This is a genomic window from Sphaerothrix gracilis Ecp01 (assembly GCF_030405905.1).
GTDB classification, from domain to species: domain Bacteria; phylum Cyanobacteriota; class Cyanobacteriia; order Phormidesmidales; family Phormidesmidaceae; genus Sphaerothrix; species Sphaerothrix gracilis.
Genome location: NZ_JASATW010000010.1, coordinates 62,114 through 88,596 on the forward strand (window position 1 = coordinate 62,114; position 26,483 = coordinate 88,596).

General features: G+C 53.2%; 18 protein-coding genes. 8 read left to right on the plus strand and 10 right to left on the minus strand.

What is annotated here, in order from left to right:
• The first annotated feature begins 1 nt into the window (after position 1).
• On the plus strand, positions 2-811 hold the full coding sequence (locus QJQ48_RS12710) for a hypothetical protein (RefSeq protein ID WP_346291609.1): 810 nt from the start codon (positions 2-4) through the stop codon (positions 809-811).
• A gap of 98 nt (positions 812-909) precedes the next feature.
• Here the strand turns inward: QJQ48_RS12710 and QJQ48_RS12715 are convergent, their stop codons facing one another.
• On the minus strand, positions 910-2,046 hold the full coding sequence (locus QJQ48_RS12715; RefSeq protein WP_346291610.1) for a tyrosine-type recombinase/integrase: 1,137 nt from the start codon (positions 2,044-2,046) through the stop codon (positions 910-912).
• 281 nt (positions 2,047-2,327) lie between these two features.
• On the opposite strand from QJQ48_RS12715, the gene QJQ48_RS12720 reads away from it, so the two are divergent.
• Positions 2,328-3,728: a glycosyltransferase gene (locus tag QJQ48_RS12720; RefSeq protein WP_346291768.1), complete on the plus strand. Its 1,401-nt coding sequence runs from the start codon at positions 2,328-2,330 to the stop codon at positions 3,726-3,728.
• Here QJQ48_RS12720 and puuE read toward each other — a convergent pair.
• The 4 genes from puuE to remA form a co-directional block, all read right to left on the minus strand.
• Positions 3,712-4,632 (minus strand): allantoinase PuuE, encoded by a 921-nt coding sequence (gene puuE, locus QJQ48_RS12725; RefSeq protein ID WP_346291611.1) that lies wholly within the window; start codon positions 4,630-4,632, stop codon positions 3,712-3,714. The two genes, QJQ48_RS12720 and puuE, sit on opposite strands and share 17 nt — an antisense overlap.
• Positions 4,632-5,090: a SufE family protein gene (locus QJQ48_RS12730; RefSeq protein WP_346291612.1), complete on the minus strand. Its 459-nt coding sequence runs from the start codon at positions 5,088-5,090 to the stop codon at positions 4,632-4,634. Before QJQ48_RS12730 ends, puuE begins: the two co-directional genes overlap by 1 nt.
• A gap of 90 nt (positions 5,091-5,180) precedes the next feature.
• Complete coding sequence (locus QJQ48_RS12735) at positions 5,181-6,071, minus strand: oxygenase MpaB family protein (RefSeq protein WP_346291613.1); 891 nt, start codon at positions 6,069-6,071, stop codon at positions 5,181-5,183.
• Positions 6,072-6,326: 255 nt separating this feature from the next.
• Positions 6,327-6,590, minus strand: coding sequence for an extracellular matrix/biofilm regulator RemA (gene remA / locus QJQ48_RS12740; protein WP_346291614.1), 264 nt, complete (start codon positions 6,588-6,590; stop codon positions 6,327-6,329).
• Between the two features lie 200 nt (positions 6,591-6,790).
• Between remA and QJQ48_RS12745 the strand changes: the two genes are divergently transcribed.
• Positions 6,791-8,554: an Rqc2 family fibronectin-binding protein gene (locus QJQ48_RS12745; RefSeq protein WP_346291615.1), complete on the plus strand. Its 1,764-nt coding sequence runs from the start codon at positions 6,791-6,793 to the stop codon at positions 8,552-8,554.
• A gap of 325 nt (positions 8,555-8,879) precedes the next feature.
• Positions 8,880-11,759, plus strand: coding sequence for a DNA polymerase I (polA, locus tag QJQ48_RS12750; protein ID WP_346291769.1), 2,880 nt, complete (start codon positions 8,880-8,882; stop codon positions 11,757-11,759).
• A gap of 140 nt (positions 11,760-11,899) precedes the next feature.
• Here polA and QJQ48_RS12755 read toward each other — a convergent pair whose 3' ends face one another.
• Positions 11,900-12,871, minus strand: a complete 972-nt coding sequence (locus QJQ48_RS12755) for a LysR family transcriptional regulator (RefSeq protein ID WP_346291616.1) — start codon at positions 12,869-12,871, stop codon at positions 11,900-11,902.
• 204 nt (positions 12,872-13,075) lie between these two features.
• Positions 13,076-17,713 (minus strand): hypothetical protein, encoded by a 4,638-nt coding sequence (locus tag QJQ48_RS12760; protein ID WP_346291617.1) that lies wholly within the window; start codon positions 17,711-17,713, stop codon positions 13,076-13,078.
• Positions 17,714-18,150: 437 nt separating this feature from the next.
• On the opposite strand from QJQ48_RS12760, the gene QJQ48_RS12765 reads away from it, so the two are divergent.
• From QJQ48_RS12765 to cobT, 3 genes are read left to right on the plus strand one after another with little or no spacing between them, the layout of a single operon-like run.
• On the plus strand, positions 18,151-18,855 hold the full coding sequence (locus QJQ48_RS12765; protein WP_346291618.1) for a Crp/Fnr family transcriptional regulator: 705 nt from the start codon (positions 18,151-18,153) through the stop codon (positions 18,853-18,855).
• Positions 18,856-18,883: 28 nt separating this feature from the next.
• Positions 18,884-19,648: a DUF2232 domain-containing protein gene (locus tag QJQ48_RS12770; RefSeq protein WP_346291619.1), complete on the plus strand. Its 765-nt coding sequence runs from the start codon at positions 18,884-18,886 to the stop codon at positions 19,646-19,648.
• 18 nt (positions 19,649-19,666) lie between these two features.
• On the plus strand, positions 19,667-20,779 hold the full coding sequence (cobT, locus tag QJQ48_RS12775; RefSeq protein ID WP_346291620.1) for a nicotinate mononucleotide-dependent phosphoribosyltransferase CobT: 1,113 nt from the start codon (positions 19,667-19,669) through the stop codon (positions 20,777-20,779).
• 78 nt (positions 20,780-20,857) lie between these two features.
• Here the strand turns inward: cobT and QJQ48_RS12780 are convergent, their stop codons facing one another.
• On the minus strand, positions 20,858-21,235 hold the full coding sequence (locus tag QJQ48_RS12780; RefSeq protein ID WP_346291621.1) for a hypothetical protein: 378 nt from the start codon (positions 21,233-21,235) through the stop codon (positions 20,858-20,860).
• Positions 21,236-21,973: 738 nt separating this feature from the next.
• Here QJQ48_RS12780 and QJQ48_RS12785 point away from each other — a divergent pair.
• Positions 21,974-23,146, plus strand: coding sequence for an extracellular solute-binding protein (locus QJQ48_RS12785; RefSeq protein WP_346291622.1), 1,173 nt, complete (start codon positions 21,974-21,976; stop codon positions 23,144-23,146).
• On the opposite strand, the gene QJQ48_RS12790 is transcribed toward QJQ48_RS12785, so the two are convergent.
• Complete coding sequence (locus QJQ48_RS12790) at positions 23,143-23,754, minus strand: hypothetical protein (RefSeq protein WP_346291623.1); 612 nt, start codon at positions 23,752-23,754, stop codon at positions 23,143-23,145. The two genes, QJQ48_RS12785 and QJQ48_RS12790, sit on opposite strands and share 4 nt — an antisense overlap.
• A gap of 29 nt (positions 23,755-23,783) precedes the next feature.
• Complete coding sequence (locus tag QJQ48_RS12795) at positions 23,784-26,438, minus strand: TIGR03960 family B12-binding radical SAM protein (RefSeq protein ID WP_346291624.1); 2,655 nt, start codon at positions 26,436-26,438, stop codon at positions 23,784-23,786.
• Positions 26,439-26,483: the final 45 nt, after the last annotated feature.

The window sequence follows — 26,483 nt, forward strand, 5'->3', positions numbered from 1 at the left end:
GATGCCTGTACCGCCTAGCGAATTTGAGCATTTACAAAGCTCTCTCATGCTTTACTACAATCGAGAAGTTCGTAAAGCTTTTAGAGAGGATATTAGCGATGATGACTACGCATCGCCGGAAGCAGTGTTACGAAATAACTGCTTAATCAAAGACAATGATACTGCTGCGATCATGACTATAAAAATGCTGAATTTTTTCATGGTTCGGCAGAATAGAGGCTTGCTTGATGAGATTATCTATGGTATTCCCGCTGGAATGTATGACGAAGTAGTCACTTACAGACCGCAGGTAATTTTACACTTTGAAGAACCTACAAGCCTTTACGATCCTAGAGCAGCTAAGGAAGTTGCAGCGGGAAACGTTAAGCCGCGACGTAAGCGGGTACGGGCTAGCTTTCGATACATGAATGCAACCGCAGAGAGCTTTAGTAGCGCTGAAAAAACTAGGGTAACTAATGCTATAAATCAGCAATTTCCTATCTCTTATAAGTTCAAAACTGGCAGATTGAAACTCTCCTACAAAGATAAGCAACACGGCTTAGAACTTGTAGTCGCACCTTACACAAAGGCTGAAGGGCTAGACTTTATCAAGCGCATTTTAGATGTACGTCCCGAAGTTCCCTTTAATGAAGAGTTCTTGTCTGAATCAGTTTCAGGAAAGAATTTCAATAAAGTTGAGCGTAAACAGATACTAGGCAAGCAGTATCAGTTACCAAAGCGACGCCCTATTGCAACAGTGAAGCTTAAACGAGCAGATCTACACCTACATGGGATGATGAAACCTGTAATTCTATTGGAGCGATACATCTAGATGCTTAATGATCAGTCCACTCACGATCTACTCGCTAAGCTATTGTGCCTACAGGGCGTTACTACGGTTATTCTCCTCGCTATCCTTCTAGCCCTACTCTAGTAAGCGGGCTTCAGTGCTGCTAGCTGCGCTCTGCCCATGTAGGAGCGCTCAATAGTCTGAGTGCTGTTGCCTACCCAGTTCGCTACCACGGTCGCGCTGTAGCCCGCTATAAGCTGCTGTGTGATGAATGTATCTCTAAGGCTGTAAGGCGTTGTATCTGCTGGTGCTATCTTGCTCCAGCATCGCCTACTGAAGTTGTTGTAGCTGATGGGTTTTCCTGCCTGATTCAGCAACAGAGCGTCTGAGTCTGTCTGTTCTGAATTGCTAGCTAAATTACTTAGTAAATCAGAAAGCTTACCCGATACAGGAAATATGCGATCGCGCTTAGTTTTGGTGCTGTCGCTGTAGATGAGTCTGCCGCCTGACTGGGTAATCGCTCTACAAAACCGGATGTGATCATGCTTAATGTCTCTCAGCCGTAGCCCTATAGCCTCAGAAGGTCTACAGCCCGTGTAAAGCATGAATAGCACCAAGTCTTTATAGCGGCTATGTGGAGCGTGCTCTAGTGCTTCATGGATAGCTGTAAGTTCGCTCGGTGAAAGCGGCCTAGCTTGATCCTCGATCTCGTAATCAGGCTTAGGCAGATCTCTATATAAGCCATCCCAGGGGTTAGCTTCTACTAAGCCTTGCTTCAATCCCCACTTATGAGCCGCTGAAAGGTGCATGAATACCCGTCTAGCCTGCTTGCCCTTACAGTTGCCTAGATACCATTTGTAGGCTTTTTGGTGCTGCTTAAGGGATTGATGAGGACATAGAGATATGTAGCGCTCAATTACGTTGTAGGTATCCCTTACGGTTTTTTCTTTGATGCCCGTAGCGATCTTATGCCCTACATACTGCTTCCATAGCTCTATCTGTTTACTAAGCAATTTAGTAGGCAAATGAGATTGCTTGGTTCTAGGTGCATACTTCTCAAGAATTCTAGAGATCGATTGCTCTGAATCATCAAGCCTTAATTCTGCTTGCAATGTCTCTCTAAGATTCTCAGCGTCTCTAAGCTTGCTGCTTCCAGTGCTTAAGCTATAGCGCTTACCCTTTACTCTAAATCTCAGTCTGTATATGCCTCTAGGTTGCTCTATCGAGATTTTGTAGTTTCTGTTATTCATTCTCTCTGATACCCAAGTGATACCCAAAAACGGGTAATCACCAACGAAAAATCAGTAAGTACAGCCTTCAAAATACGCTCTGTGCTGCCTTACAAGCAGGATGTCACTGGTTCGAGTCCAGTACCGCCCATTTACAGCCCCTCTAATTAATCTTCTTCGGCCTATGGCCTGAGAATCATCACGTTCGTGCTGTGGCAAAATAGCCCAGTGTGTCAGTGTGAGAGATCGTGATTCAAGCGCCGTCGTCCCAGACCGTCAATCGCTCTAATCATCTGCTTAAAGCCGAGATTAAAGCCTATTTCGATCGCATGGCCCCAGATCTGGATCGCTGGAGCGATCGCAACCGCTACTACTACCGCGATCTAGAACGGTTGCACCAGTTTTTGATTCCCCCTGAAAGTCGAGTGCTGGAAATTGGCTGCGGTACAGGAGATCTGCTGCGATCGCTGGCCCCGGCAGTTGGCGTCGGCATTGACTTCTCCCCAACCGTCATCGCCATCGCCCAGCACAAACATCCCCACCTACAGTTTTACTGTCTCGATGCCGAATCCCTGACGCCTGACGACTTGGGGGGTGACTCGGCCCCCTTTGACTACATCGTGCTGTCCGGGGTGTTAGGTTATCTCAGCGACATTCAAAGCGTCCTGCAGCGGCTCCAGCCCTTCTGCCATGCCAAAACCCGGCTGATTCTAACCTTTCACAACTATCTGTGGGAACCCCTGCTGCGGTTTGCCGAATCCATTGGTCAGCGTCGCCCTCAGCCAGTACAAAGCTGGCTATCAATGGACGATATTGTCAACCTGGTGTCGATTACAGGCTATGCGCCGTTAAAGCGCGGCCGCCGTTTGCTGATGCCTAAGCGGATTCCGGTCTTGTCGGACTTGGCAAATCGCTATTTGGCTCCCCTGCCGCTGGTGAAGCATTTGGCCTTGACCAACTACGTCGTAGCGCGTCCCCAGCCAGGACTAGGGGAAAGACCGCTAAATCCAAGCTGCTCGGTGATTATTCCGGCCCGGAACGAAGCTGGCAATATTTCAGATGCGATCGCCCGTCTGCCTCAGCTTGGCTGCCACACGGAGGTAATTTTTGTCGAAGGCCACTCCAGCGATCGCACCTGGCAGGCGATTCAGGACCTGAGCCAAACCTATCGCGGCCCGTTTACCCTCAAGGCTCTGCAGCAAACCGGGAAAGGTAAGGCCGATGCGGTGCGGGTAGGGTTTGGGGCGGCCACCGGAGACGTGCTGATGATTTTGGACGCAGATTTGACGGTGCCGCCAGAGGATTTGCCGCACTTCTTGGAGGCGATCGCCTCTGGGCAAGGCGAATTTATCAACGGTTCCCGGCTGGTTTACCCGCGATCGCGGCAGGCCATGCCCTGGCTCAACACTTTAGCCAACAAGGTTTTTGCCCTGCTGTTTTCCTTTTTGCTAGAGCAGCGGCTGAAAGATACCCTCTGCGGCACTAAAGTCCTCTGGCGCAGCGACTACCAGCGGATTGCTGCCGGACGGGCCTATTTTGGTGAATTTGATCCCTTCGGCGACTTTGATCTGCTGTTTGGCGCGGCCAAGCTCAATTTGCACATTGTAGAAGTGCCGATTCGCTATCAGCCCCGCAGCTACGGCGAATCCAACATTGCCCATGTCAAAGAGGGGTTGGTGCTACTGCGGATGTGCGCCTATGCCTGCCGCAAGCTCAAGTTTGTCCGCTAGGGTGATGGGTGTGCCAGTGGCGGGCGATATCCACCCGGCGGCAAATCCAAACGCGATCGCGGCTTTGCACATAGTCTAGAAAGCGGGCCAAGGCAGCGGTGCGTCCGGGACGACCGACTAAGCGGCAGTGCAGCCCTACGCTCATCATTTTGGGCGCGTCAGCCCCTTCTGCGTACAGGGTATCGAAGGCGTCCCGCAGGTAGGTAAAAAACTGATCGCCGGCATTGAATCCGGCATAGGTGGCAAAGCGCATATCGTTGTTGTCCAGCGTGTAGGGCACCACTAAATGAGGTTTGCCGTAGTCGTGTACCCAGTAAGGCAGGTCATCAGCATAGCTATCCGAGTCGTAGAGAAAGCCGCCCTCTTCAGTGACTAAATAGCGGGTATGAGGGCTGACGCGCCCTTGATAAAATCCCAAAGGTCGCGCTCCGGCCACCTGAGTATGAATTTCGACGGCCTGGCGAATGTGTGCTCGCTCCGTTTCCGCACCCACGTACTGATAGTCAATCCAGCGGTAGCCGTGGCTGGCAATTTCCCAGTCGGCTTCGCTCATGGCGGCGATCGCCTCTGGATTACGGGCCATTGCCATCGCCACCGCAAACACAGTGACAGGTAAGCCCCGCTGGGTAAACAGCCGATGCAGGCGCCAGAACCCAGCCCGGCTGCCGTACTCATACATCGATTCCATGTTCAGGTTGCGTACGCCCAGCAGCGGCTGCGCCCCTACACTCTCTGACAAAAAAGCTTCGGAAGCCGCATCTCCATGCAGAATGCAGTTTTCACTCCCTTCTTCGTAGTTGATGACAAACTGGAGGGCAACGCGGGCCTGCTGGGGCCACTGGGGGTCGGGCGGTGTGCGACCGTAGCCGACAAGATCTCTGGGATAGGCAGAATCTGAGTTCATCAATCCGTCATAGCCGCTGTTTCAGCCGGGTCTGCGATAAAGGGCAGCACCTTTTTCTGCATAGTCTTAAAAATGTTAAAAAAGCCGTTGGCGCGAGAGGGGGTGAGGCTGACATCTAGCTGCGTCTCTTTGATGAAGTCGGGAGAAAGTGCCACAATTTCAGCTGGTTTGAGGCCGTTTAGGGCCTGAATCAGCAGCGCTACTAACCCCTTAGTAATTTGGGCATCGGAGTCGGCCTTGAAAGCCACCGTTCCCTCATTTGTTAAGTCCGCCGTGACGTAAACCTGAGAAACACAGCCCGGTACCTTGTTCTCCGGCGTTTTCTCCGCTTCGGGAAACGCCTCTAGCTTTTTGGCAAACCACAGCAGTTGCTCGTAGCGCCGCTTCGGATCGGAGGTTCGCTGAAAGCGCTTGACGATTTTTTCAACAGAAGCAGGGCGAGAAGGGGAGGCAGACATACTCTACAGGTCGCTAGACGGCACAGCCTACAGGCGGCTACATCCCCATTGTAAAGCTATCTCTCACCGCGACTGCTGAGGATTACAGGGCTAGCGAGAAAGCTGCAAAATCTGGTGAAACGGGCAGCGCGATCGCGGTGGAGTTGAGGCTGCAGAAAAAGGATCGGTAGGCTCGGCAGTCAACAAATCTTCTGAAATCGGGTCAGGATCAAAACCTGGGAGTTTTCTAGGAGGTGCCCACCGGAGAGCTTGCTGCCGCATTTTTAGAGCTTTAGTGACCAAGAAGCGCGATCGCTCAGAGGGCTGCGGCCAGTTGAGCGCCGTTAGCATGGCGTCATCAAGCAGGGCATAGACACTCGATCGCACCCAGGGACGGGCAACTGCCGGGAACCAGCCTGCCAGCATTTTCAGCACCGCATCTGCAATCAGACGGTTGGCTGCCGAGTAGCGCAAATGGTGCTGCTCAAACTGTAAATTAAACTGCTCTAGGGCTTCATAGGTGTCAGGAAGCTGCCGGATATACATCCGCTCTCCCACTGCTCGCCAAAAGTAAAACAGCGCCAGTCGTTCTTGCTCACAGAAAGGACGCCAGCCAAAGCGGGCATTCCAGCGCACGGGTTCATAAATAAACGTGGACAGCACGTAGAGAAAGTCTGAGTTACTGATTGAATAGCGACTATGAATCGCATTCATGCGGGCGATCGCCGCTGTTCCCTGAGGGCTGTCATAGCCCCAGCGCAGCAGGTTGCTGATCAGCAAGCCGGTATCGTCATAGCGCCGCTGCGAACGGTGAACGAACTTGCCTGTCTGCTGGAGGACTGCGGCAATACTGGGGACACAAAAGGTCCGCAACAAGGCAATTTCTAAGGCGCGATTAGTGGCCCAGGGAAAATCATAGCTAGTTGATAAATAGCAAATCTGACTGTGCTGCGTGACCGGATCAAGTGACTGAATTTGCCGTAGATACTGATATCGCTGCATGGGTAGCAGTACCCCTTTCAAGAAGATAAGAGAGAATCCAGGAACTGCTTAATGCTTCAGCAAATTTAGATACGTATCCGGAAAATAAAAATAAATTTAACCTCAGGTTCAGATAACCTAATATGTACCAGGGTTTAAAGGACTTTAGCTTAAGTAATATTGGCCCGCTCAGATAAGTGACTATACCGAAAAAGATCAATCTTTAGCCTGAAAAGATACTGTTATATTTAAGTGTAGTCACCTAAGTGTGCTCGCCTAAGTGTCGCTAGTAACTTCCTTGCTGGGAACAAATCGATGCGCCACTGTCTCTGGTTGAATAGCTGAGAGAATAATGTGACCTGAATCCATCACCACCACGGCTCGTGTCCGGCGACCGTAGGTAGCGTCAATTAGCTCACCGCGATCGCGAGCATCGGTAATTACCCGTTTAATCGGGGCCGACTCTGGACTGACAATGGCAATCACTCGGTTGGCAGAAATAATATTGCCAAACCCAATATTTATCAGCTTAATGTCCATGAATAACTTGCGTGGAGAACCGAGTCGGACGTTAAGAAAGAGATCCTTTAGACTTAATGGTAGCTAAAAAAAATTAAGGCGATCGCGCTGGATGGAGACTCGCGGCGAGTTGCGGGGCTAGCGGGTCATGGAGTCCGAATAAAGCCTGAATATCGCCCATATTTTTTTAATTTACCTATATTGTTCGGACGGTCTTGAAAATGCAACCTGTTGACTTCACTACCCTGATGGCGGTCTGTAGCGAGCTGCGGTCGCAGTGGCTGCCCTCCCGCTGCGAGCAGGTGTATCAGCGCGATCGCTACACCGTCTGTATTGCCTTGCGCACCCTGAAGCGGCGGGGCTGGCTCACCCTCGCCTGGCATCCCCAAGCCGCCCGCACTCATATAGACGCGCCGCCGCCGCGCCTGCCAGATACGTTTACCTTCAGCCAGCAGCTCAAGCATCAGTTGGGCGGTTTGGCTTTGGTGCAGATTGAGGCGATCGCCCCCTGGGAGCGGGTTCTGGACTTACAGTTTGCCCAGCGCCCCGGCGATCCGGTGCAGTGGCACCTCTATGCCGAAATTATGGGCAAGTACAGCAACGTCATTCTGACTACGGCAAATCAGCAGATTGTCACCGCCGCCCATCAGGTGAGCGAGAGCCAGTCCAGCGTGCGTCCGATTCAGACGGGCGATATTTACCAGCCGCCGCCTGCAATTACCGATCCGCTGCCCAGCTTAGACGAATCCCAGGCTGACTGGCAGGAGCGCATTAGCCTGATTCCTGGTGGGCTGAAAAAAATGATGATGCAGGTGTATGGTGGCTTGAGTTCGGCCTTAGTGCGATCGCTGATTGAAGCAGCAGATCTCAGTCCCAGCCAGTCTACCGAAACCCTGAACGCCAGCGACTGGCAACGGCTCTTTCAGGCTTGGCAACGCTGGCTACGGCAGCTCCAAGCGGGCGAGTTTCAGCCCGGCTGGACGGAAACAGGCTACACCGTCACCGGGTTGGGCCTGATAGAGCCAGTAGAAACCGGGCAAAGCCTGCTGCAGCAGTACTATACCTATGAGCTGAATCTGCAGCTCTTTAAGCAGCTCCACCACCGCATGATCCAAAAGCTGCAAAACCTATTAAAAAAGCTGCGGCAAAAAGAAGCCACGTTTCTCACCCGCTTAGAGCAGTCTGACCAGGCAGATCAGCAGCGGCAGCAGGCCGACTTGCTAATGGCCTACGCCTACCAGTGGCAGCCGGGAATGCAGTCAATGGAGCTAGCCGACTTTGAAACCGGAGAGCCAGTCAAAATTAAGCTGAATCCGGAAAAAAATGCGATTCAAAATGCCCAGGCACTTTATAAGCAGCATCAGAAGCTGAAGCGTGCTCGCCGGGCCGTTGAGCCTTTACTTGCCGAAGTGCGCTCAGAGATGAACTATTTAGAGCAGGTGGAAGCGGCGCTGCTGCACTTAGATCGCTACCAGGAGATAGAAGACCTGCAGGCGCTGCAGGAAATTTATGAAGAGCTGATCGCTCAGGGCTATCTCAGCGATCCGGCCCAGCGAGAAGGCAGCCAGCGATCGCCCGAACAGACAGAGTTTCATTGCTATCGAACCCCCAGCGGCTTTGAAGTGCTGGTGGGCCGTAATAATCGCCAAAACGACAAGCTTACTTTCAGCACCGCTACCGACTACGACCTCTGGTTTCACACTCAGGAAATCCCTGGTAGCCACGTGCTGCTGCGTCTAGAACCGGGTGCCGTGCCCGATGAGGCCGATCTACAGTACACGGCCAATCTCGCCGCCTATTTCAGCCGCGCCCGTCAGGCCGATCAGGTGCCCGTGATTTACACTGAGCCGAAAAACGTTTATAAGCCCAAAGGGTCTAAGCCCGGCATGGTGATCTACAAGCGCGAGCAGGTGCTTTGGGGACAACCCCAGGCGATCGCCCAGCATTTTGACTCTGCCGCGCCAGCCCCTGTGCCTGTTTCGTAGTTTTTAAGCCTCGTTTTTCCAGCGGTTAGCACTTACTCATCAGAAAAGGTTATGCCTTTGGGCAGAAAGCCTGTAAAGTTTTATGAAAAATTTCGGTACTCATTGATACAATAAGTAACCGGAGAGCAGATAAAACCATCTGTCACTTGCTGTCGTGTGGGAACGAACAGCGGGTTTCCTCCAATTTGAGAGAACAACGTAATGCTAAGCATTTTAATCCGTCGGCTCTGAATTCAGAGCCGATTTTTTTTGCCATTACAATTGATAGAGTCCTTTGTGCGGTAAGTCTGTGACAGCCTCTAGCAAAAACCTGCAGCCGACGCTAATGCTCATTGATGGGCATTCCCTCGCCTTTCGCTCTTACTTTGCGTTTGCGAAAAGCCGTGATGGTGGACTGCGGACGTCTACAGGCATTCCTACTAGCGTTTGCTATGGTTTTTTCAAGTCAATGCTAGACACTATGGAGGCTGAAAAACCTGACTATGCGGCTGTTGCCTTTGATCTAGAACAGCCGACCTTTCGCCACCAGCTTGATGATTCGTACAAAGAGGGCAGGCCTGAAACGCCCGAAGAATTTTTAGAAGATATTCGCAACCTCAAAGCGCTGCTCCAAGCCTTTGATTTGCCCGTTCTGACGGCTCCCGGTTATGAAGCCGACGACGTCATTGGTACGTTATCAGTCCAGGCCAAGACGGCAGGCTACCGGGTCAAAATTCTCAGCGGCGACCAAGATTTATTTCAGCTCATCGATCCAGACGAGCAAATTTCAGTTATTCACCTGGGTAGCGCCTTTGCTAAAGGGCCAAAGCAGTCGCTCTCTAAAGAGTTCAAAACGGCTGCTGTCAAAGAGAAGCTAGGCATTTTGCCGTCTCAGGTAATCGATTACAAGGCTCTCTGCGGCGATCCTTCAGACAACATTCCAGGGGTCAAGGGGATTGGCGCCAAAACAGCCGTAAAGCTGCTAGACGAATATTCGTCGCTAGATCAGATTTATGCCAATTTAGACAGTATCAAAGGCGCTGTCCACAAGCGACTGGCCGCCGATCGCGAGAATGCTTACCACTCCCAGCACATGGCCCGCATCGTGCTCGACGTGCCTATAGAGGCCAACCTCGCAGACTGTAAGCTAGCGGGCTTTGCCGCTGAGCGAGTTGCCCCGATCTTACAAAAGCTAGAGTTTACTAATTTTCTAGGGCGGCTGCCGCAGTTGCAGGTGGCTTTTGGGGGTGAAGCAGTTGAAACCGTCCCGGTTGCCGCGGCTGAACCCGAAGATAGCTACGAAGATCCAGACTTAGCTTTTTTCAGCGCCGAAGAAACCGAGCAGGCTCAGTTTCAGCCGATCGAAGCGCCCTCGATTCAGCCTCAGATTATTCAAACCCAGGCACAGCTAGCGGCATTGGTAGAGCGATTGCAGCGGTTGACTGACGGCGATCGCCCGGTGGCTTGGGATACCGAAACAACTGCGATCGAGCCGCGAGATGCCCAGCTGGTTGGCATTGGCTGCTGCTGGGGGCCAGAGCTCTCGGATCTGGCCTATATTCCTACCGGGCACCTAGAGGGCGAGCAGCTAAAAGTCGATCAGGTATTGGCGGCGCTGCGGCCAATTTTGGAGAGCGATCGCCATCCCAAGTCTCTGCAAAATGCCAAGTTTGATCGTCTAGTGCTGCGCTGTCAGGGGATTGAGCTAAAAGGCGTCGTGTTTGACACCATGCTGGCGAGCTATGTGCTCAATCCAGAGTCAGCCCACAATCTCAGCGATCTGGGGCTGAAATATCTCAACGTCATCAGTCAGAGCTACAGCGATCTAGTGCCTAAAGGCAAATCTATTGCTGATTTGAGCATTGAGAAGGTTGCTCGTTACTGCGGCACCGATGTTTACACCACCTATCATCTCGTGCCCAAACTGCGGCAAGAGCTGGCGGCAATTCCGCAGCTAGCAAAGCTCTTTAACGCGGTGGAAGTGCCCTTAGAACCTGTTTTAGCCGAGATGGAGTACCAGGGCATTCGCATCGACCAGGACTACTTAAAGCAATTTTCTCAGAAGCTAGAAACCGATTTACAGGGAATTGAGGCGAAAGCCTATCAGTCAGCCGGAGAAACCTTTAACCTGGCTTCCCCCAAGCAGCTCAGCGAACTGCTGTTTGACAAACTGGGCTTAGACAAGCGCAAGTCTCGCAAGCTGAAATCGGGTGGTTATTCGACTGATGCGGCGACCTTGGAAAAGCTACAGGACGATCACGAAGTCGTGCAGCTAGTGGTGGAATACCGCACGCTCTCTAAGCTCAAATCGACCTATGTGGATGCTTTGCCAGCTCTAGTGCGACCGGATACCCAGCGGGTTCATACGGACTTTAATCAGGCGATTACTACCACCGGGCGGCTATCTTCTTCCAATCCCAACCTGCAGAATATTCCTATTCGCACCGCCTTCAGCCGTCAGATTCGGGCTGCTTTCATTCCGCAGCCGGACTGGCTGCTAGTGGCGGCTGACTATTCCCAGATTGAGCTACGTATCTTGGCCCACCTCAGCGGCGAGCCTGTCCTGGTGGAAGCCTATCGCAGTCAGGAGGATGTGCATACGCTGACGGCCCGGTTACTGTTTGAAAAAGATGAGATTACCGTCGAAGAACGGCGTCTGGGTAAGATTATTAACTTCGGTGTTATCTACGGTATGGGGGCTTCCCGCTTTGCCCGCGAATCCGGCTTTAGCCGATCCGATGCCAAGGTTTTTATCGATCGCTTCAACCAGCGCTATCCCAACGTATTTGCCTATTTGCAGCAGATGCAGCGAGAGGCGATCGCCCGGGGCTACGTGCAAACTATCATGGGCCGCCGCCGCTATTTCAACTTTGACAGTCGCACCCTTAGAAGTCTCAAAGACAGCGATCCTAGCGAGATTGATTTAGATCAGCTCAAAATCCGTAGCTATGACGCCGCTTATCTGCGGGCTGCTGCCAACGCGCCGATTCAGGGTTCGAGCGCTGACATCATTAAAGTGGCCATGATTCATCTGCATGAGCTGCTGAAAGCCTATCAGGCCCGCCTGCTGCTGCAGGTGCATGATGAACTCATTTTTGAAGTTCCCCCTGATGAGTGGGCAGAACTACAGCCTCAAATTGCCAAGACGATGGAAACCGCTGTTGATCTGAAAGTGCCGCTCAAAGTGGAAGCTCACGCTGGAGCTAACTGGATGGAGGCAAAATAAGCGATTAGCGCCGTCAAAAACCGTCTTGAGGCAAAAACATTTGCCAGTGGGATGTGAGGTGGCAAAAGCCTCCTTGTAGATTATGAAGGCACAGTAGCCTGTCTGGCGTAAGTTTCTAGGCGGCTCTCGAAACCTTCGTTTTAGCCAACTGCTGCTCTCGTTTTAGCCAACTGCTGTTTGAGAGAATCGCGGCCTAAGTTGGGCAAAAACTTCTCAGCAATCTCGTGGCTTTCTTCCATCAGATATTGCAAAAAGCTCTCGGCGACGACTGAAAGCTGCTTGCCCGCCAGGTGAGACACGTACCAGTGACGCTCGATGGGGAAATGCTCAACGTCTAGAATGGCAAACTCTCCGGCAGTGCCTTCTGAGATAATTGTGTGTTGGGAAAGGACAGAAATGCCTAAACCCCCCGCGATCGCCTGCTTGATTGCCTCATTACTGCCTAGCTCTAAGCGAACTCTGACATCAATTTTGTGTTGCTCTAACAGCTTTTGAACAGCCTGCCGGGTTCCCGAACCGGGTTCCCGCATAATGAAAGACTCATCGTTGAGAGCCGTGATTGGGATCTTGGCCTGCCCTGCTAGCGGATGGGACTTAGGTGCTAGCACAATCAGCGGATTTTCTAAAAAGGGATGAATCTTTAGATCGGGCTGTTCTGGCGGTTGGCTAATGATATACAGGTCATCTTCGTTATGAGCCATCCGCTCTTGAATATGCTGGTGGTTCGTCACCTTCAGCGAAATATCAATGCCGGGATAGCGCTGACAAAAAGGCCCCAGCAGACGCGGCACAAAGTACTTAGCAGTAGTAATGACGGCGAGACTGAGCTGTCCCTGCTTCATCCCTTTCAAATCAGCTACGGCCATCTCAAACTGAGATAGCCCTTCAAAAATTTCCTGACAGGTATCCAACAGCTTTTGGCCTGCCTCAGTCAAAAAGAGACGCTTACCAATCTGCTCAAACAGTGGCAGACCTACCGCCTTGGTCAACTGTTTGACCTGAATCGAAACGGTTGGCTGCGTCAGATACAGTTCCTCCGCAGCGCGGGTAAAGCTACCGTGTCGGGCCGTCGCTTCGAAAACCTTAAGCTGATGTAGCGTTGCGTGAATCAACGGTACGCCTCCGGGAAACTTTCTATAGATTAAATTCTATCAACAAACGGCGTTATAGTGTTAAAAGTCTATGATTTATCCAGTAATTTTTCTCTTGAGCGTTAGAGCCGTTACTCAAGAAGCTTTGTCTCCTAAGAGCGCTGAACAACCAGCAAAAAGCCCATGACCAGAAGCTGAGCCGTAGAGCCTTTGTCAACAAAGGGCTTAGGGCATCTCAGCGACTAGGTTGGTAATAAGCGGCTCGTCAAGTGTTTGCTGCTTATTGGCTAGCAGAGTTTCTAGGTGCTGCTTTAGTCGTTCGCTCTGTTCCAGATTCGGCACGTAGATCTGGTTGCCCTGCTTGGTAAACAGCGGCGCTGCTGCTAACGCGGCGTATTCTGCCTGCTGGGCTGACTCAGCCGTAATCAGAGCCGCATCGGTTTCGGTCGGAATTAATCCGGGGGGTAGGTGGCCTTCTAGCAGAGCTAAAATATGCATCTGGCAGACCTGAGTATTGATGCCCTGTTCTTCTAGGCGGTGCATAATGCCGCTGACGGGCAAAGGATGGTCGGGAAAAACGCGCAAGAGTTCAGCCAGCAAGAAATAATCGCTGTACTGCTGACGGGCTATCTCTAGCACCTCCGGATAGCGACACAGGTTGACTAATCCGTAAGCCACGCGGCTACAACTGGGTGGGCGATCGCCTGGGTAAGTGTCCTGAATAATAGTAGCGTTGGGAAACTTTTGCCGCAGCCAGCGGGCAAAAGCGGCTAGAGAAGCCGAGCCGCCGGTACACACAACCTGATTGACCGCCTGTGCCGATAAGCCGGTCTGGCTAAGTAGCATATTGAGCTGCTGATTGACCCGCTGAATATAGGGCAAGAAAATCCGGCTTTCCAGCTCGCGGCGTTTGATTGTCAACTGGCGATTGCCGAGGTTAAGCTGAAACTGGCCCTGATGCTGCAGAATTAGCTTCAGGTGACGGGCAGCTTCCAGCAGGCTTTGACCGACCAGTGAGCTGTTGAGTCTCTGCTGCAGGCGGTGCCGATGCTCTAAGTCGGCTTCACCGGGGCGAGGCAGCGTTAAGTTTTCTAACTGCAAATCTTGCCAATCAGCGGTAGAAATCAGCGAGGCAGCCTGCCAATTCCAGCCAGCCGACTGGGAAGGGCCACTAGCTGTAGTCTGAGCCGCGCGATCGCGGATCTGCCAGGTGTGACTGGGATAGAGCAGTTGACAAACGATGTCTTGGTCAATGGCATCTCCCCCATAGGCGAAGCTGCGCAGGGTAAAGTCCTTGTGGTTGAGCGCCATCAAGTCTGCTGGAACGGTTACAACTGCTAGCTCAGTGAGCGTTGCGCCGCCATCAATCACGACCGTGCCTCCCTGCCAGCGAGCCTGATAGAGGGTTTGCTGACGAGTCACACCAGTGGCAGTGGGTTCGGTGTCAGCAGTAGGCTGGGGTAGGCCGGAAAGGACAACAGCGATCGCGTCTTCCACAAAAAAGACCTGCTCTGGCTGACTGACGAGCTGGGCTGCTAAAACCGCTTCTCGAATATTGAAGCTGTAAGTGTCCGGCCAGTTAGCCGGATAGCCTACGATAACGCCTTGTAGCTGGTCTAGGACGTCAGCTAACGGCTGGGTGAGGCCCAAGGCTGCGCAGGCGCGATCGCGCAGATTCGCTAATAGCTGCTGTAAAACCGCCTGCACAGAGGCAAGCGGGAGCTGATGACGCTCAGACCACTGTAGCTGCGGAGTCATTTCGTCCAGCGGCACCGTTACTTTGAGCAACGGCTTAAAGTGGCGCAGCATGAGCTGATCAGGGCTGGGAGTGGCTGCGCTGGAAGACTGCGATCGCGTCAGCGCTGATAGACCCACTGCCTCAACTTGCCACTGCGCTGACTCAGCAGCAGAATGGGTGCGCACTTGAGCGATCGCGGGCAGTCGGAAATTACGCTCGTCTGCCGCCGTAGCGGTATCTACGGCTAGCCAATAAAGCGGATAGACCTGGTTGCTCAGGCGATCCATCAGCACGGCAGAGAGGCCCGTAGTGCCTAGATCAAGGCTGAGAAACCACTGCTGTGCTGGCTCAGTCTCATCCTCTGCAGGCGGCAGGCCGCCATCGATTGTAGCCGAGCCGAGCTGTTCCTCTGCAGATGTCGTCTCAGGGCCAGTCGGCAAGACGGTCGCTGCGGCGACAGGGGCATCTGTCGCAGGGAGCGGCTTGGTGGCGGCAGCTTCCTCTGGCGAATCTACCCGTAAGTCAGTTGCCTCGGTTTCTGCCGTCAAGCTATCTTCTCGCGATGATAGCGGGTCAGCATCTGGAATATCTGGTCTAACGGCAGATTCTGGCGCTGATAGCTCAGCTTCAGGTGAAGAATCGTCTGCTTCAGCCGCAAACGTCCGCTGCTGAACAGGATTGGGCGTCTCTGGCGGCAGTGCTGAAGCTGTTGCTGCAAACTGATCGGCAGCCTCAGCCAGCGACGCTGCTGCAGATGCCTCTGGCTGAAGCGTCTCAGCAGATGAGGCTGCGGGAGAGGGAGATGCTAAAGATGCTGAGGACAGATCGGTTGGCTCTGCCGATGACGGGTCTGACTCTGCTGGGTCATCGATTTGGCCTGCTGCTAGGTCATCGAGCGCGGCAGCCGTTTCAGCTTCAGCGTCATCGGCGGTATCAAACAGGGTGGCATCATTGGCGGATCGGGATGAGGGTTCTCTGTCTTCCTCGTCATCCTCATCTAAATCCAAATTCTCTAAATCAAGATCATCGAGGGCCGCCAGTGAGAGTGAAGCTGCTGTTTCAGCAGCGGCTGACTGCCGGGCTGCAGTTGACATTAGATCTTCCAGCGTAGCCCCTGTTTCTGCGACCGCTTCGATATTCTCAGCATTCTCAGCCTGCAGTTCATCCGCCAAGGCGCTCCAGTCGCTCAGCGGTCCTGTCGTTGTCGGATCAGGCGCTATTTCACTTTCTGCCGAGTCAGCCGCGAAATTTGGGGCATTCTCGGCGTGATCGCCCATCAAATCAACCGTGTCATTGAGCGCATCAGAGTCTAATCCTTCTAGGCTCGATAGATCAGCGCTAAGCTGCTGCAGTACAGACGCATCCAACTCCAGCTCCGAACTGTCTGACTCCGGCAAGATTTCATCCACCAGCAGATCTTCATTAGGCGGTGCTGGCACATAGGCATCTTCAGCAAGCAGCTCTGCAGCTAGGTTCGTTTCTTCATCTAGCGCGCCTAAAAAGCTATCAGCGGGACGAGAGCGATCGCTCTCTGGCAGCAGCTCAGCTAGAGACGAAATAGTTTCAGGCACTGTATCTGTCGCCTGAATCAGCGTGTCTTCATCGTCACTGGCAAAAAAGGAATCCAGGGTGATAGGTGTTGACGGCGTTTCCGTCGATGCCGACATCTCGCCCAGAAGCAGCGCATCTAGATCCTGTGACTGCTGCGTTCCTGGTTCTGGCAGGTCTGCCGCTGCCGCTTCAGCCGCCAGATCTTCGGTTTCTGCCGTTTTGCCGGGTGCGAGGTTGCTGCTCTCGGCAGATGCCGCCGTTTGAGATGACACAGGTTCATCGGGCGCTAGCGGTTGAGGTTCATCCTCAGCGATTGTAATGTCTTCTAAACCAAACAGACTTTCATAAAGCGTATCGATATCAGCTTGAGGAGAATCGGGCCGGGCCGCAGCGGTGGGAGTCGCTGCGGCTAAAAAGTCTAGCGGCTCAGAGTCCGTAACTGCCGAGGCGGTTGGTTCTTCTGGCGTTAGATTCGCTTCTGTGTCGGTCGCTTCTGTGTCGGTCGCTTCTGTGTCGGCAGTTAGACTCTCGGTGGGTGACTCATCGTCAAGCTGGAGCTGAGTAATTTCCTGGTCTAGCTGCAGCAGCGTGATATCTTCGTCCTCGTCGAAGTCAAAATCTAGGTCAAGCGCTTCTAGATCAAGGGCAGCCGCTGACAGATCAGGGGAAACTTCGGCGTTAGCCTCCGAGGCGGCAATGTCTGCAATCTCAGTAGTCGCGGCTGTCTCGTAAGTATCTGACTGGGCGGCTAGCAGCCGCTGTATTTCAGGCGATCGCGCTTCTGAGGTCAAATAGGCAGAAGCTTCGCGGCTGAGCCGTTCAGCCAGATGATTGATCAGCGCAGCCACGACAACTTCTCCTTGCTGCCCCAAACTGTGCATATTCTTAAGTCCCTGGGACAGCGATTCCTGATAGCTGTCAATGCTGTTCTGCAGGGCTTCAAAAACCGTTGTTAGGGTCGAGTCAAGCCTGAGCAAAAGCTGATCGCTTTGGGCCTGTAAGCGCTGAATCTGAGCTAATTGTTGGCCGCTGCCCTCTCCCAGTAAGTCGGTCGTCGTGTCTCCCTGCAGCAGGCGATCGCGATTTGACTGCTCTATAGCCTGGGTTAAGCGCTGCGTTAGCGCTTCCTGCATTTGCTCATTGAGGACCTGTAGAAAGTTCGCTAGCGACGGTGGCAGTTCCCGATCGACAGTTCCCCGCAGTCGCTCTAATTCTAAATGACGTACTTCCTGTAGCAGGCTGTCTCGCTGCTGCTGCAGGGCATCAACCTCTGTCCGCATAGGCTGCAGCATTTGGGTGCGCAGATAGTCCATCTCCTGTAAGAGCGCCTGCAGAACTTGCTGGGCAGAGGTTTCAGGGGACATCGGGGCTGTCTCAGGGCCGATATTCTGCGCGGCCAGCGGCGCCTGAGACAGGGCTGAAGGTGAATTGAGATAGGCGCGAATTTTCTCTAGGGTCTGGCGCTGCTGATTGATCTCGCCTGACTTTTCCCAAGGCAGGCGCGGACTGGCTTCGCCGAGTACAGCGTCAATTTCAGCAATCAGCTGTCGAATTTTATCCTGCTGAGAAGTCACACCAAAAACCCTGAACACAATGTCGCTATGATGCGGCGATGGAAGCTATTTAAGGCGATCGCCGAAACAGCGTGCACCCCTCAAACAGACCTCCTTGCTAAAGATTAGCTTGCCTCAGTCAATCTGTTGCTCAAAGTGTAGAGCAGGCGACCCCCAAAATGACGTTTCTCAACAAATTTCTCTCCGGCAGCCGATAAGAATCTGAGAAAATATCTGAAGTCTTAAGGGGGATGCTATAGTTAATAACTCCGATAACATCAGGAAGAGGGCTGCGCTACAGCTAGCGCTTGAGGGTCTAGACTGCTAGTTTTGTAATATATCTCGTTTAGTCGGCTGCAGTTAGCTATTGCGGCTTGCGCTGACCGAGGCAGCCTTGGCCAGTGTGCAAGCCGCCGTATCCGAATTATGTGATGCCAAAGCGTGTTTTTTGAGCCTCAATGGACGTTCGTTACCCTTCCAGAGATCATCACGTTGACAGCGCCTTAATCCAGGCCGCTCCTTTTTTTGCGGAGCTGCCGCAGGAGGCGGTTGAAAAGGCAACTGCCCAGGTGGTAACACGTCGCCATCCTGCCAATCAGGTGATTTTGTTAGAAAATGACTGGGGCAGCTCAGTCTATTTTATTCTGGAAGGCTGGGTCAAAATTCGTACCTACAACCTAGATGGTAAAGAAGTCACGCTGAATATTCTAGGCAAGGGTGAACTTTTTGGCGAAATGGCCCCCCTCGATGAGGTACCGCGCTCAACCGACGTGATTACGCTAGTGCCAACGGTGATTGGCAATATGCCCGCCAATGACTTTGTGACGCTGATTCAGTCCGAACCTATGGCCGGTATTCGTCTTGCCCAGCTAATGGCCCGCCGCCTGCGCCAGGTTAACCGCCGCCTGCGGCTGCGGGAGTCTGATAGCATGTCTCGCGTGGCCGATATTATTCTTTTTCTGGCAGACGGTCAGGGGACAGTGGGCGAAGGGGGCGTTGAAATCCCCAACCTACCCCACCGGGAGCTGAGCAGTCTTAGCGGCTTAGCCCGTGAAACTGTCACCCGCGTCCTCAGTAAGCTGGAGCGCAAAGAGCTAATTACGCGCAATCGGGACACAGTCTGTATTCCCGACATTGACGCTCTGGAGCGTTTGCTAGTCTAGCTGTTGGGCTTTAAGTGATTTAAAAGTTATGTCGAATTTGCCCGATGCTAGGCAGCCTTCCCGCTCAAATGCTTCAGATTGGCAAGAAGACCTAGGCTTAGATCTGCCGGAGGCGATCGCCAATAAGTCAGCCAAGCGATCGCGACCATTGCCAACGAATGGCCCGGTAGCGATGGTAGAAACGGCGTTCCTAGCGAGCACAGCCAGCCTGATTTGGCTGGTGAACTACTATTTCCCGCCTGGCCCCCTCCTGCGCATCTTTTTTCCGCTGCCGACGGCTCTAGTCTATTTGCGCTGGGGCAGCCGCGCTGCCTGGATGTCTGCCCTAGTTTCAGGGCTGCTTTTAGCAGTGCTGATGGGACCACCCCGCAGCGTGCTTTTTGTCATGCCCTATGCGGTTTTGGGGGTGCAGCTAGGCTTCATGTGGGTGCGGGGTGCCACCTGGTATAGCACCATCTTTGTGGGCGCTTTGATTGGCACCTTGGGGTTTTTCTTTCGGGTTTGGCTGCTTTCCATCATGCTGGGTGAGGATCTGTGGGTTTATTTAACAACGCAAATTACCCAACTGCTGGACTGGGGCCTCAATCGCTTAGTAGATTTTGGCCTGATCAGTTTGGGGGCAATAGGTCAGCCGGATCTGGCTATTATTCAAATTCTGGCGACGCTGATGGTGCTTCTCAGCAGTATCCTTTATCTGTTCACGGTGCATTTGGCGGCCTGGTTCTTATTTGAGCGCTTAGGCATTGCCATGCCTGATCCGCCGGATTGGGTGCAGGTGCTTCTAGATGAATAGCCTGACGCCATAGCTTTAATGATTCGCATTTGCACTCATCGAGAGCAGGCTCAGGACTGGCTGGCTCGCTATCGGCAGCAGTTGCCGCTGATGGTCTGCGTGCTGGGATTTACGGAGACAGCCTTGATCCCCGGTATTTCAGCCGCAGGCGCTACGCCTACCGATCGCCGCTACACCGCGATCGCTGATGCAGAATTCCTTTACCACGGGCCACGGCGCTATAGCCAGCATCCTTTACCTCCTCTCATTGCTGGCGCTTCGCCCGTTTTTATTTCAAGAGCGGTTATAGCAGCGCAAAATATGCCGCTTCAAATTATCAATGCCGGTCTGCCCCTGCCACCGGCAATCCCCCATCTTGACCTCCAGGGACAGTCTGCCGCCTGTTTGAGTACAGGACAAGCCATGACGCTAGCGCAGGCCCAGTTCCTCTTTCAACAGGGACTGCGCTGGGGCACACAGATGGCAGTAGACTATCCCAATCCCTATGTTGTGCTGTCGGAGTGCGTCGTCGGCGGCACAACTACGGCTCTGGCAGCGCTGCTGGGTCTAGGCTTTGCGGCTGCTGGCAAGATTAACAGTAGCCACCCCGTTTGCAATCATCAGCAAAAGCAGCGCCTAGCGGCATTAGGGCTGAGGCAGTGGCGTCAGTTATGTTTGGTGGGCGATCGCCTACCGGCTGATCCATTAGATTTGATTGCGGCTGTGGGCGATCCTATGCAGATAGCCGTAGCGGGCATGAGTATTGCTTTGAGCCGCTCGAAGGGCGTTTTACTGGCGGGGGGGACTCAAATGCTGGCGGTTTATGCTCTCAGCCGCGCGATCGCGCAGCACCGGCACCTCATCTGGCAGCCCCAAAACATAGTTGTTGGCACAACGCGCTGGGTGGTCGAAGACGCTACCGGCGACACGATTGGGCTAGCACGAGCAATCGGAGGAGTACCCCTACTAGCGGCCCAGATAGACTTTGCCAACGCTCACTACTCACAGCTACGGGCGTATGAGCAGGGATACGTCAAAGAAGGCGTCGGGGCAGGAGGGTGTGCCATCGCCGCGCATCTAGCTCAGCAGTGGCAAATGCCTCAGCTATTACAGGCCGTCGAAGCACTGATTGATTGTCAGCAAAGCACATAAGCTGCTTCACACGGCAATTTTAAAGGACTTAAACAGTCGGTCATCTAGAAGCTGAGCAGACTAGCTATCCCTGAGTTGCTAATGATGGGCGCGGGAGGCTAGGAGCTGTTCTTCAAGCGCCGCAATTCGGTTATAGGCAGCTGTGAGCTGAGCCGTAAGACGCTGAATCTGAACTTCTGGCGTAATTTCTTTGCCAGAACCTGATTTTTCCGGATTCATGTAAGCGTTGTCGGTCAGAATATCTTTGTGACTGACATTGTTAGAGCCGATAATCGCACCTGAGTAAGCAGAGACTGCAGGATTAATCCCAAACTGTGGGTTGCTCTCGTCTTTGGCAGAACAGGCTTGTTGACCAGATAGAATTTCAGCAATGCGTAGATTTATCTGATCGATCATGTGGTGCAGAGCATCCACTTTGTCAGTTAGCAGAACTACCTGCTCTTGGAGCAAATCCATAAATTCTTCGATCCCAAATAGAACAATTTATTTCCAACTCCATCCTAGGGACTTTGCTGGAATGAGTGAGATTACTACGAAATTATTTAATGTTTGTTGATGTTAGCGGTAGGAAAGTTTACAAGCAGGCTCATAAAGCTATCTATTAACTGGCTTGAATAGGTTTAAAGACTTATAGTCATGTCAACTGTGACAGTTGCTGGTTCTTAGCGTCAAAGAATATACAACTGTTTGAATTTGATGCAATAAATAAGCCTAAAAGTGTTGATAATTAAGGGGTTTAGCTGTTTGCGATCGCTATCCGACAATTGCACTTTTACAGTGAAAACAACTGTTTAATCTATCCAATTACGGATGCGAGTCTGAATACTCTAATCTGATTTTCCCTTTTATTTTTTCTAAGCAAACTTATCAGCAGCTCAGTTGAAGCTGTTCAGGAATAGGTCACTAAAATCTGACAGTTATTCCTAACTAAAACAATACGTTCGGGTCGGCGTCGCTATTAAGGAGGTGGACCTAATTATTGGCGAGATGGGTAAAGCTCTCCAGGCATGGCTGCGCTAAAGCGATAGCGCAACCCCTATGGGTGTTTGTTCATTGCCTCAGGCAAGGCTACGCCAACGTTCCTCAACCGCAACCTGCATTGACTCATGTTTAACTACACCTACCTGCTGAGCTGCTTGAGCCAATTTCAGTCATTGGCAGTTCAGCTCTAAAATAAAAGGTATGAAAAGACGAATGCTGCTAACTGCAACGGCTACTTTGGCCGCCAATGCTCTACTCTCTGGCTGTAGTCAGCGTAACCCAGACGCCTTCAGGGTTGAGCTGTTAGAAGATTCGTTTCCCCCCCAACTGCTGCGGGTTTTTCGCAAAGAGCTATCCTTAGCCCGTGACTGTGAATTCGACAGTCGAGAGCAGCTGAGTGAAATCTATGCTCAGCTACAGAAATGGGAACAGGCTCCAAAGCAGCCATCCCGCTGGGGGATTAGAAATCCTGTTGGGCAGCCCGCCACTGCAAAACCGGCTGATCTAGTGACGCTGAGCGATTACTGGCTGACCAGCGCTATTCAACAGCAGCTCGTTCAGCCCTTTCCGGCCCTACAATTACAAACCTGGCCGCAGCTTTCATCGCGCTGGACTGAACTGGTACAGCGCGATCGCCAAGGCCGCCCGTCACCTGAGGGAGAAATTTGGGGGGTTCCCTATCGCTGGGGCAGTCTGATGATGGTTTATCGCACACGTCCCTTTGAAGCCCTGGGCTGGCAGCCTCAGTCTTGGCAAGATTTATGGCGGCCAGAACTGGCGCGGAGAATCTCTTTGCCTAATCATCCTCGCCTTGTCATCGGTCTTGTCCTCAAGCAGATGGGGCAGTCCAGCAATTCTTCAAACTTGACCCCGCTGCTGCCTGAACTAGCAGCGCAGCTACAGTCACTTCAGCGGCAGGTCAAATTTTACAGCTCTACCCATGCTTTACAGGCACTGGTCAGCAACGATACCTGGCTGGCGGTTGCCTGGTCTACCGATGTTTTGCCGGTAATGCAGCGCTACCGGCAGCTCAAAGCAGCAATTCCGCTCTCAGGCACGCTGTTGACAGCAGATCTGTGGGCACGGCCAATGACGGCGATCGCCAAAAACAGTTCAGAGGTAGCGCCTTTGCCAGATGTCGGGCAGCAGTGGCTAGAATTCTGCTGGCGGCCCGATGTCGCGACGCAGCTTTCTCTCTCTACCTATGGAGCCTCTCCCCGGTTCGCCAGCCTGTTGCCCGCTTCTCTGCCCGCCTCCCTGCGCGATCGCCCCCTGCTGCTTCCTGACGCAGAAGTACTGACCAAAAGCGAGTTTTTAAAGCCTTTACCGAGCGATAGCGAGCAGGCTTATACCCAGCTCTGGGCGCAGATGCGACAGGCCAGCTAGGGTCTTGGCAATTCGTTACGCCCTAGATAGTCTAGAACAACCGTACAGGGAACTTCCTCAACCAGGTCAGGCTCTGGCCAGCGCACCGTATCAGGATTTAGCGGCGGGGCATCGGCAGAAAAATCGCACAGATTCAGTCCTACTAAGCGTCCACCGGCAAAAACGCGGAGGCTGTAGCCAAAAGATTTGGCAGAAGTGCCGAACTGATTGAGTAAAACGTAGCGTTCTAAGTAGGTCAACGCTTCCCAAATTTGCGGATTCACGACGATATCAATCCGCCGTGGCTGCTGCGGGCTACCTGAAAACGCGATCCAGGTATTCAAAAGCTGGGGGGCGCCAAATCTCGTGCTCGTCTGCTCTTGCTGCCACCAGAGACTAGGGGGTGTTAGAGAGGTCATTGAGATAGTCGTTTCAGTGAGCACCTGCCCGCTTGCCAACAGCGCTTCGTCAGGATCGACAGTGAGGGGAAGCTGCACTAGGTCTTCGTAGCTGGGAGAGGAGGGGAAGTTGGCCTGAGCTAGGGCCGGAGCTGAAGTCAGGCCCAGGTAGGTCAGACCTATGGCTAGGCTGGTTCTGCCGAGTTGAAAAAGATTAGCTCTCTGCTGCATATGTTTAAGCTCTCTGCCCCAAAGCTGTCTCAGTTCAAGGTGGATAAAATTAAGCGCTGACGATGAACATGCAAGAGCTGAAATGCCTGCTGGGTCACCTGCTCTAGCATGGTGATTACCTGTTCAGGGCGGAGCAGTGTACCGTCGTTGCGGCAGCTACCCATAAACCGCAAAGCCGTTTGCTCGGCTGTGGTCGGCTGCAGTTTAACCGACGCGCTAACGGCTAGCTCAGGTTCCAGCAGCGCTAGCTCAAACAGGCGATCGCGCAGATTAACTCGCTTAGGCTTGCCTGATTTAGTGCGATGTTCGGCCCAAATTTCAGCCGTTTCGCTAACGGCCTGCAGCCAGATCTGCCACTGTTCCGGGGTAGGAGCCGCCTGATCCACCGTCTGGATCAGCAGCCAATATTCGGCGCGTTCTAGTACCTTGGTGGCAGAAGGCGACTGCAGCGATACCGACTCCACCTGATAAATCGGCATTTCAGCCGGGAGTTGAGCCTGCAGTCGCTGCTGAAACGCCTCAGTATCGAGAATCTCGGTCAGCTCGAAGTCAACAACTTCGCCTGTGCTAGTTGCCCCCAATGGTAGAGCCATCGCCGGAGAGATGCGCGGGCCGGGGTGGTATCCCCCTGTGAAAGCCAGCGGCAAACTGGCCCGCCGAACCGCCCGATCTAGCAGTCGGGCAAAGTCTAAATGACCGATCAGCGCCATTTCGCCCAGCTTACCTAAACGGACTCGCAGACGCTGAACCCGCTGTTGGGGCGGCTGGAAATGTCCGGCAAAGGCGGGAATTTCCGGGGGAGCCACCACTACGTTATGCCCGAAATCTGGCCCACAGATGCCGCAGTGGGAGCAGCCTTCAAAGGAGCAGTCAGGAACCGTCGCCGCTGCCAAGGCCCGCTGCAAATCAGCCTGCAACCAGGCTTTATCAATACCCGTATCAATATGATCCCAAGGCAGCGGTGCGGTTAGATCGGCGGCATCTGCCGCTGTGTCCATCACGTTCCACTCCCCGCTCTCTACCTGACGATATTTCCAAGATAGGTCCGCTGCAGCGATCGCCTGATTCCAGGCGGCAAAAGCTCGCTCTAAACTTTCCCACCAGGCATCCATTCCCGCGCCTAGCTCCCAAGCCTTGCGCACGACGGCAGAGAGGCGGCGATCGCCCCGGCCCACAAAATCCTCCATCGCCGAGATCCGCACGTCGGTAAAATTTACTTTGACGCCGCGCAGGAGACGAAATTCCGCCTTTAGCAGGGACTGTTTCCGTTCAAACTCCGTGGTCGAAACCGAATGCCACTGAAAAGGGGTATGGGGCTTGGGGGTAAAGTTGGAAATTGTAATGTTGAAATTCAGCGGCTTACGCTTCTTCAGACGGCATTCCTGCCGCAGCCAGCGCACAGTTTCGACAATGCCGAGAACGTCGATGTCGGTTTCTCCCGGCAGGCCAATCATGAAGTAAAGCTTTACCTTGTCCCAGCCTTGCTCGTGGGCAGTTTTAACACCGCGCAGCAGTTCTTCATTCGTCAAGCCCTTGTTGATAATGTCCCGCATCCGCTGCGTACCCGCCTCAGGCGCAAAGGTCAGCCCTGTCTGCCGGGTACCGCCAATGATATGGGCAATATTTTCATCAAAGCGATCGACACGCTGGCTCGGTAGCGAAAGCGAGATATTTTCGTTCTTGAGCCGGTTCTTCACTTCAACCCCGACTGCGGGGAGAGCTAAGTAATCAGAACAGCTCAGGGACAGCAGCGAAAACTCGTTGTATCCCGTTGCCCGCATTCCCGCTTCAATCGCATCCATCACTGCATCGGGAGCTACGTCCCGCGCGGGCCGGGTCAGCATCCCTGGTTGGCAAAACCGGCAGCCCCGCGTACAGCCGCGCCGAATCTCTACCGTGAGGCGATCGTGAACGGTTTCGACATAGGGAACTAAGCCAATGGAATATTCTGGCATCGGTGTTGCAACCCGCCGCAGGATGCGAGGCGGAACATCGGGGCGAATAGGCTGTACCGAACCGTCGGCGGCCATCTGATAAAACTGAGGCACATAGACCCCCGGCACCTGCGCTAGATCGAGCAGCAGTTCAGTGCGAGATAGGCCAGCGGCTTTGCCCTCCTCCAGCACTAAGCCAATTTCGGGCAGTAGTTCCTCGCCATCGCCCAACGCTATAAAATCAAAAAAGTCAGCATAGGGTTCTGGGTTAGAGGTAGCGGTCTGCCCGCCAGCAAAGATCAGCGGCCAGCTACCCGCGCCGACCTGCCAGCTCTCTGCGGCGGAACGCTCCTGCCAGGTGAGGGGAATCCCGGCTAGGGAAAGCATTTCTAGAATATTCGTGGCTCCTAGCTCATAGCTAAGGCTGAAGCCTAAAATATCGAATTCGCTCAGCGATCGCCGCGATTCCACCGCAAACAGGGGAGTTTGGCTTTGGCGCAGCTTGGCTGCTAGGTCAGCCGCTGGCAGATAGGCGCGATCGCAAAGCTGGCGTGGCTGAGCATTGAGAACGCTGTACAGAATGATGTGGCCTAAGTTCGAGGCACCGACTTCATACACCTCTGGATAGGTCAGCACCCAGCGAATAGTGGCTGCTTCCCAGGGCTTGTGCACGGCCCCCTGCTCGTTACCGAGATAGCGAGCCGGACGGGAAATTTCTGAATTTAAGAGGGTTTCAACGGCGATCGCCACAATAATAGCCAGCCAGATCTGCTGAATAAATTACTCCTTCACTAT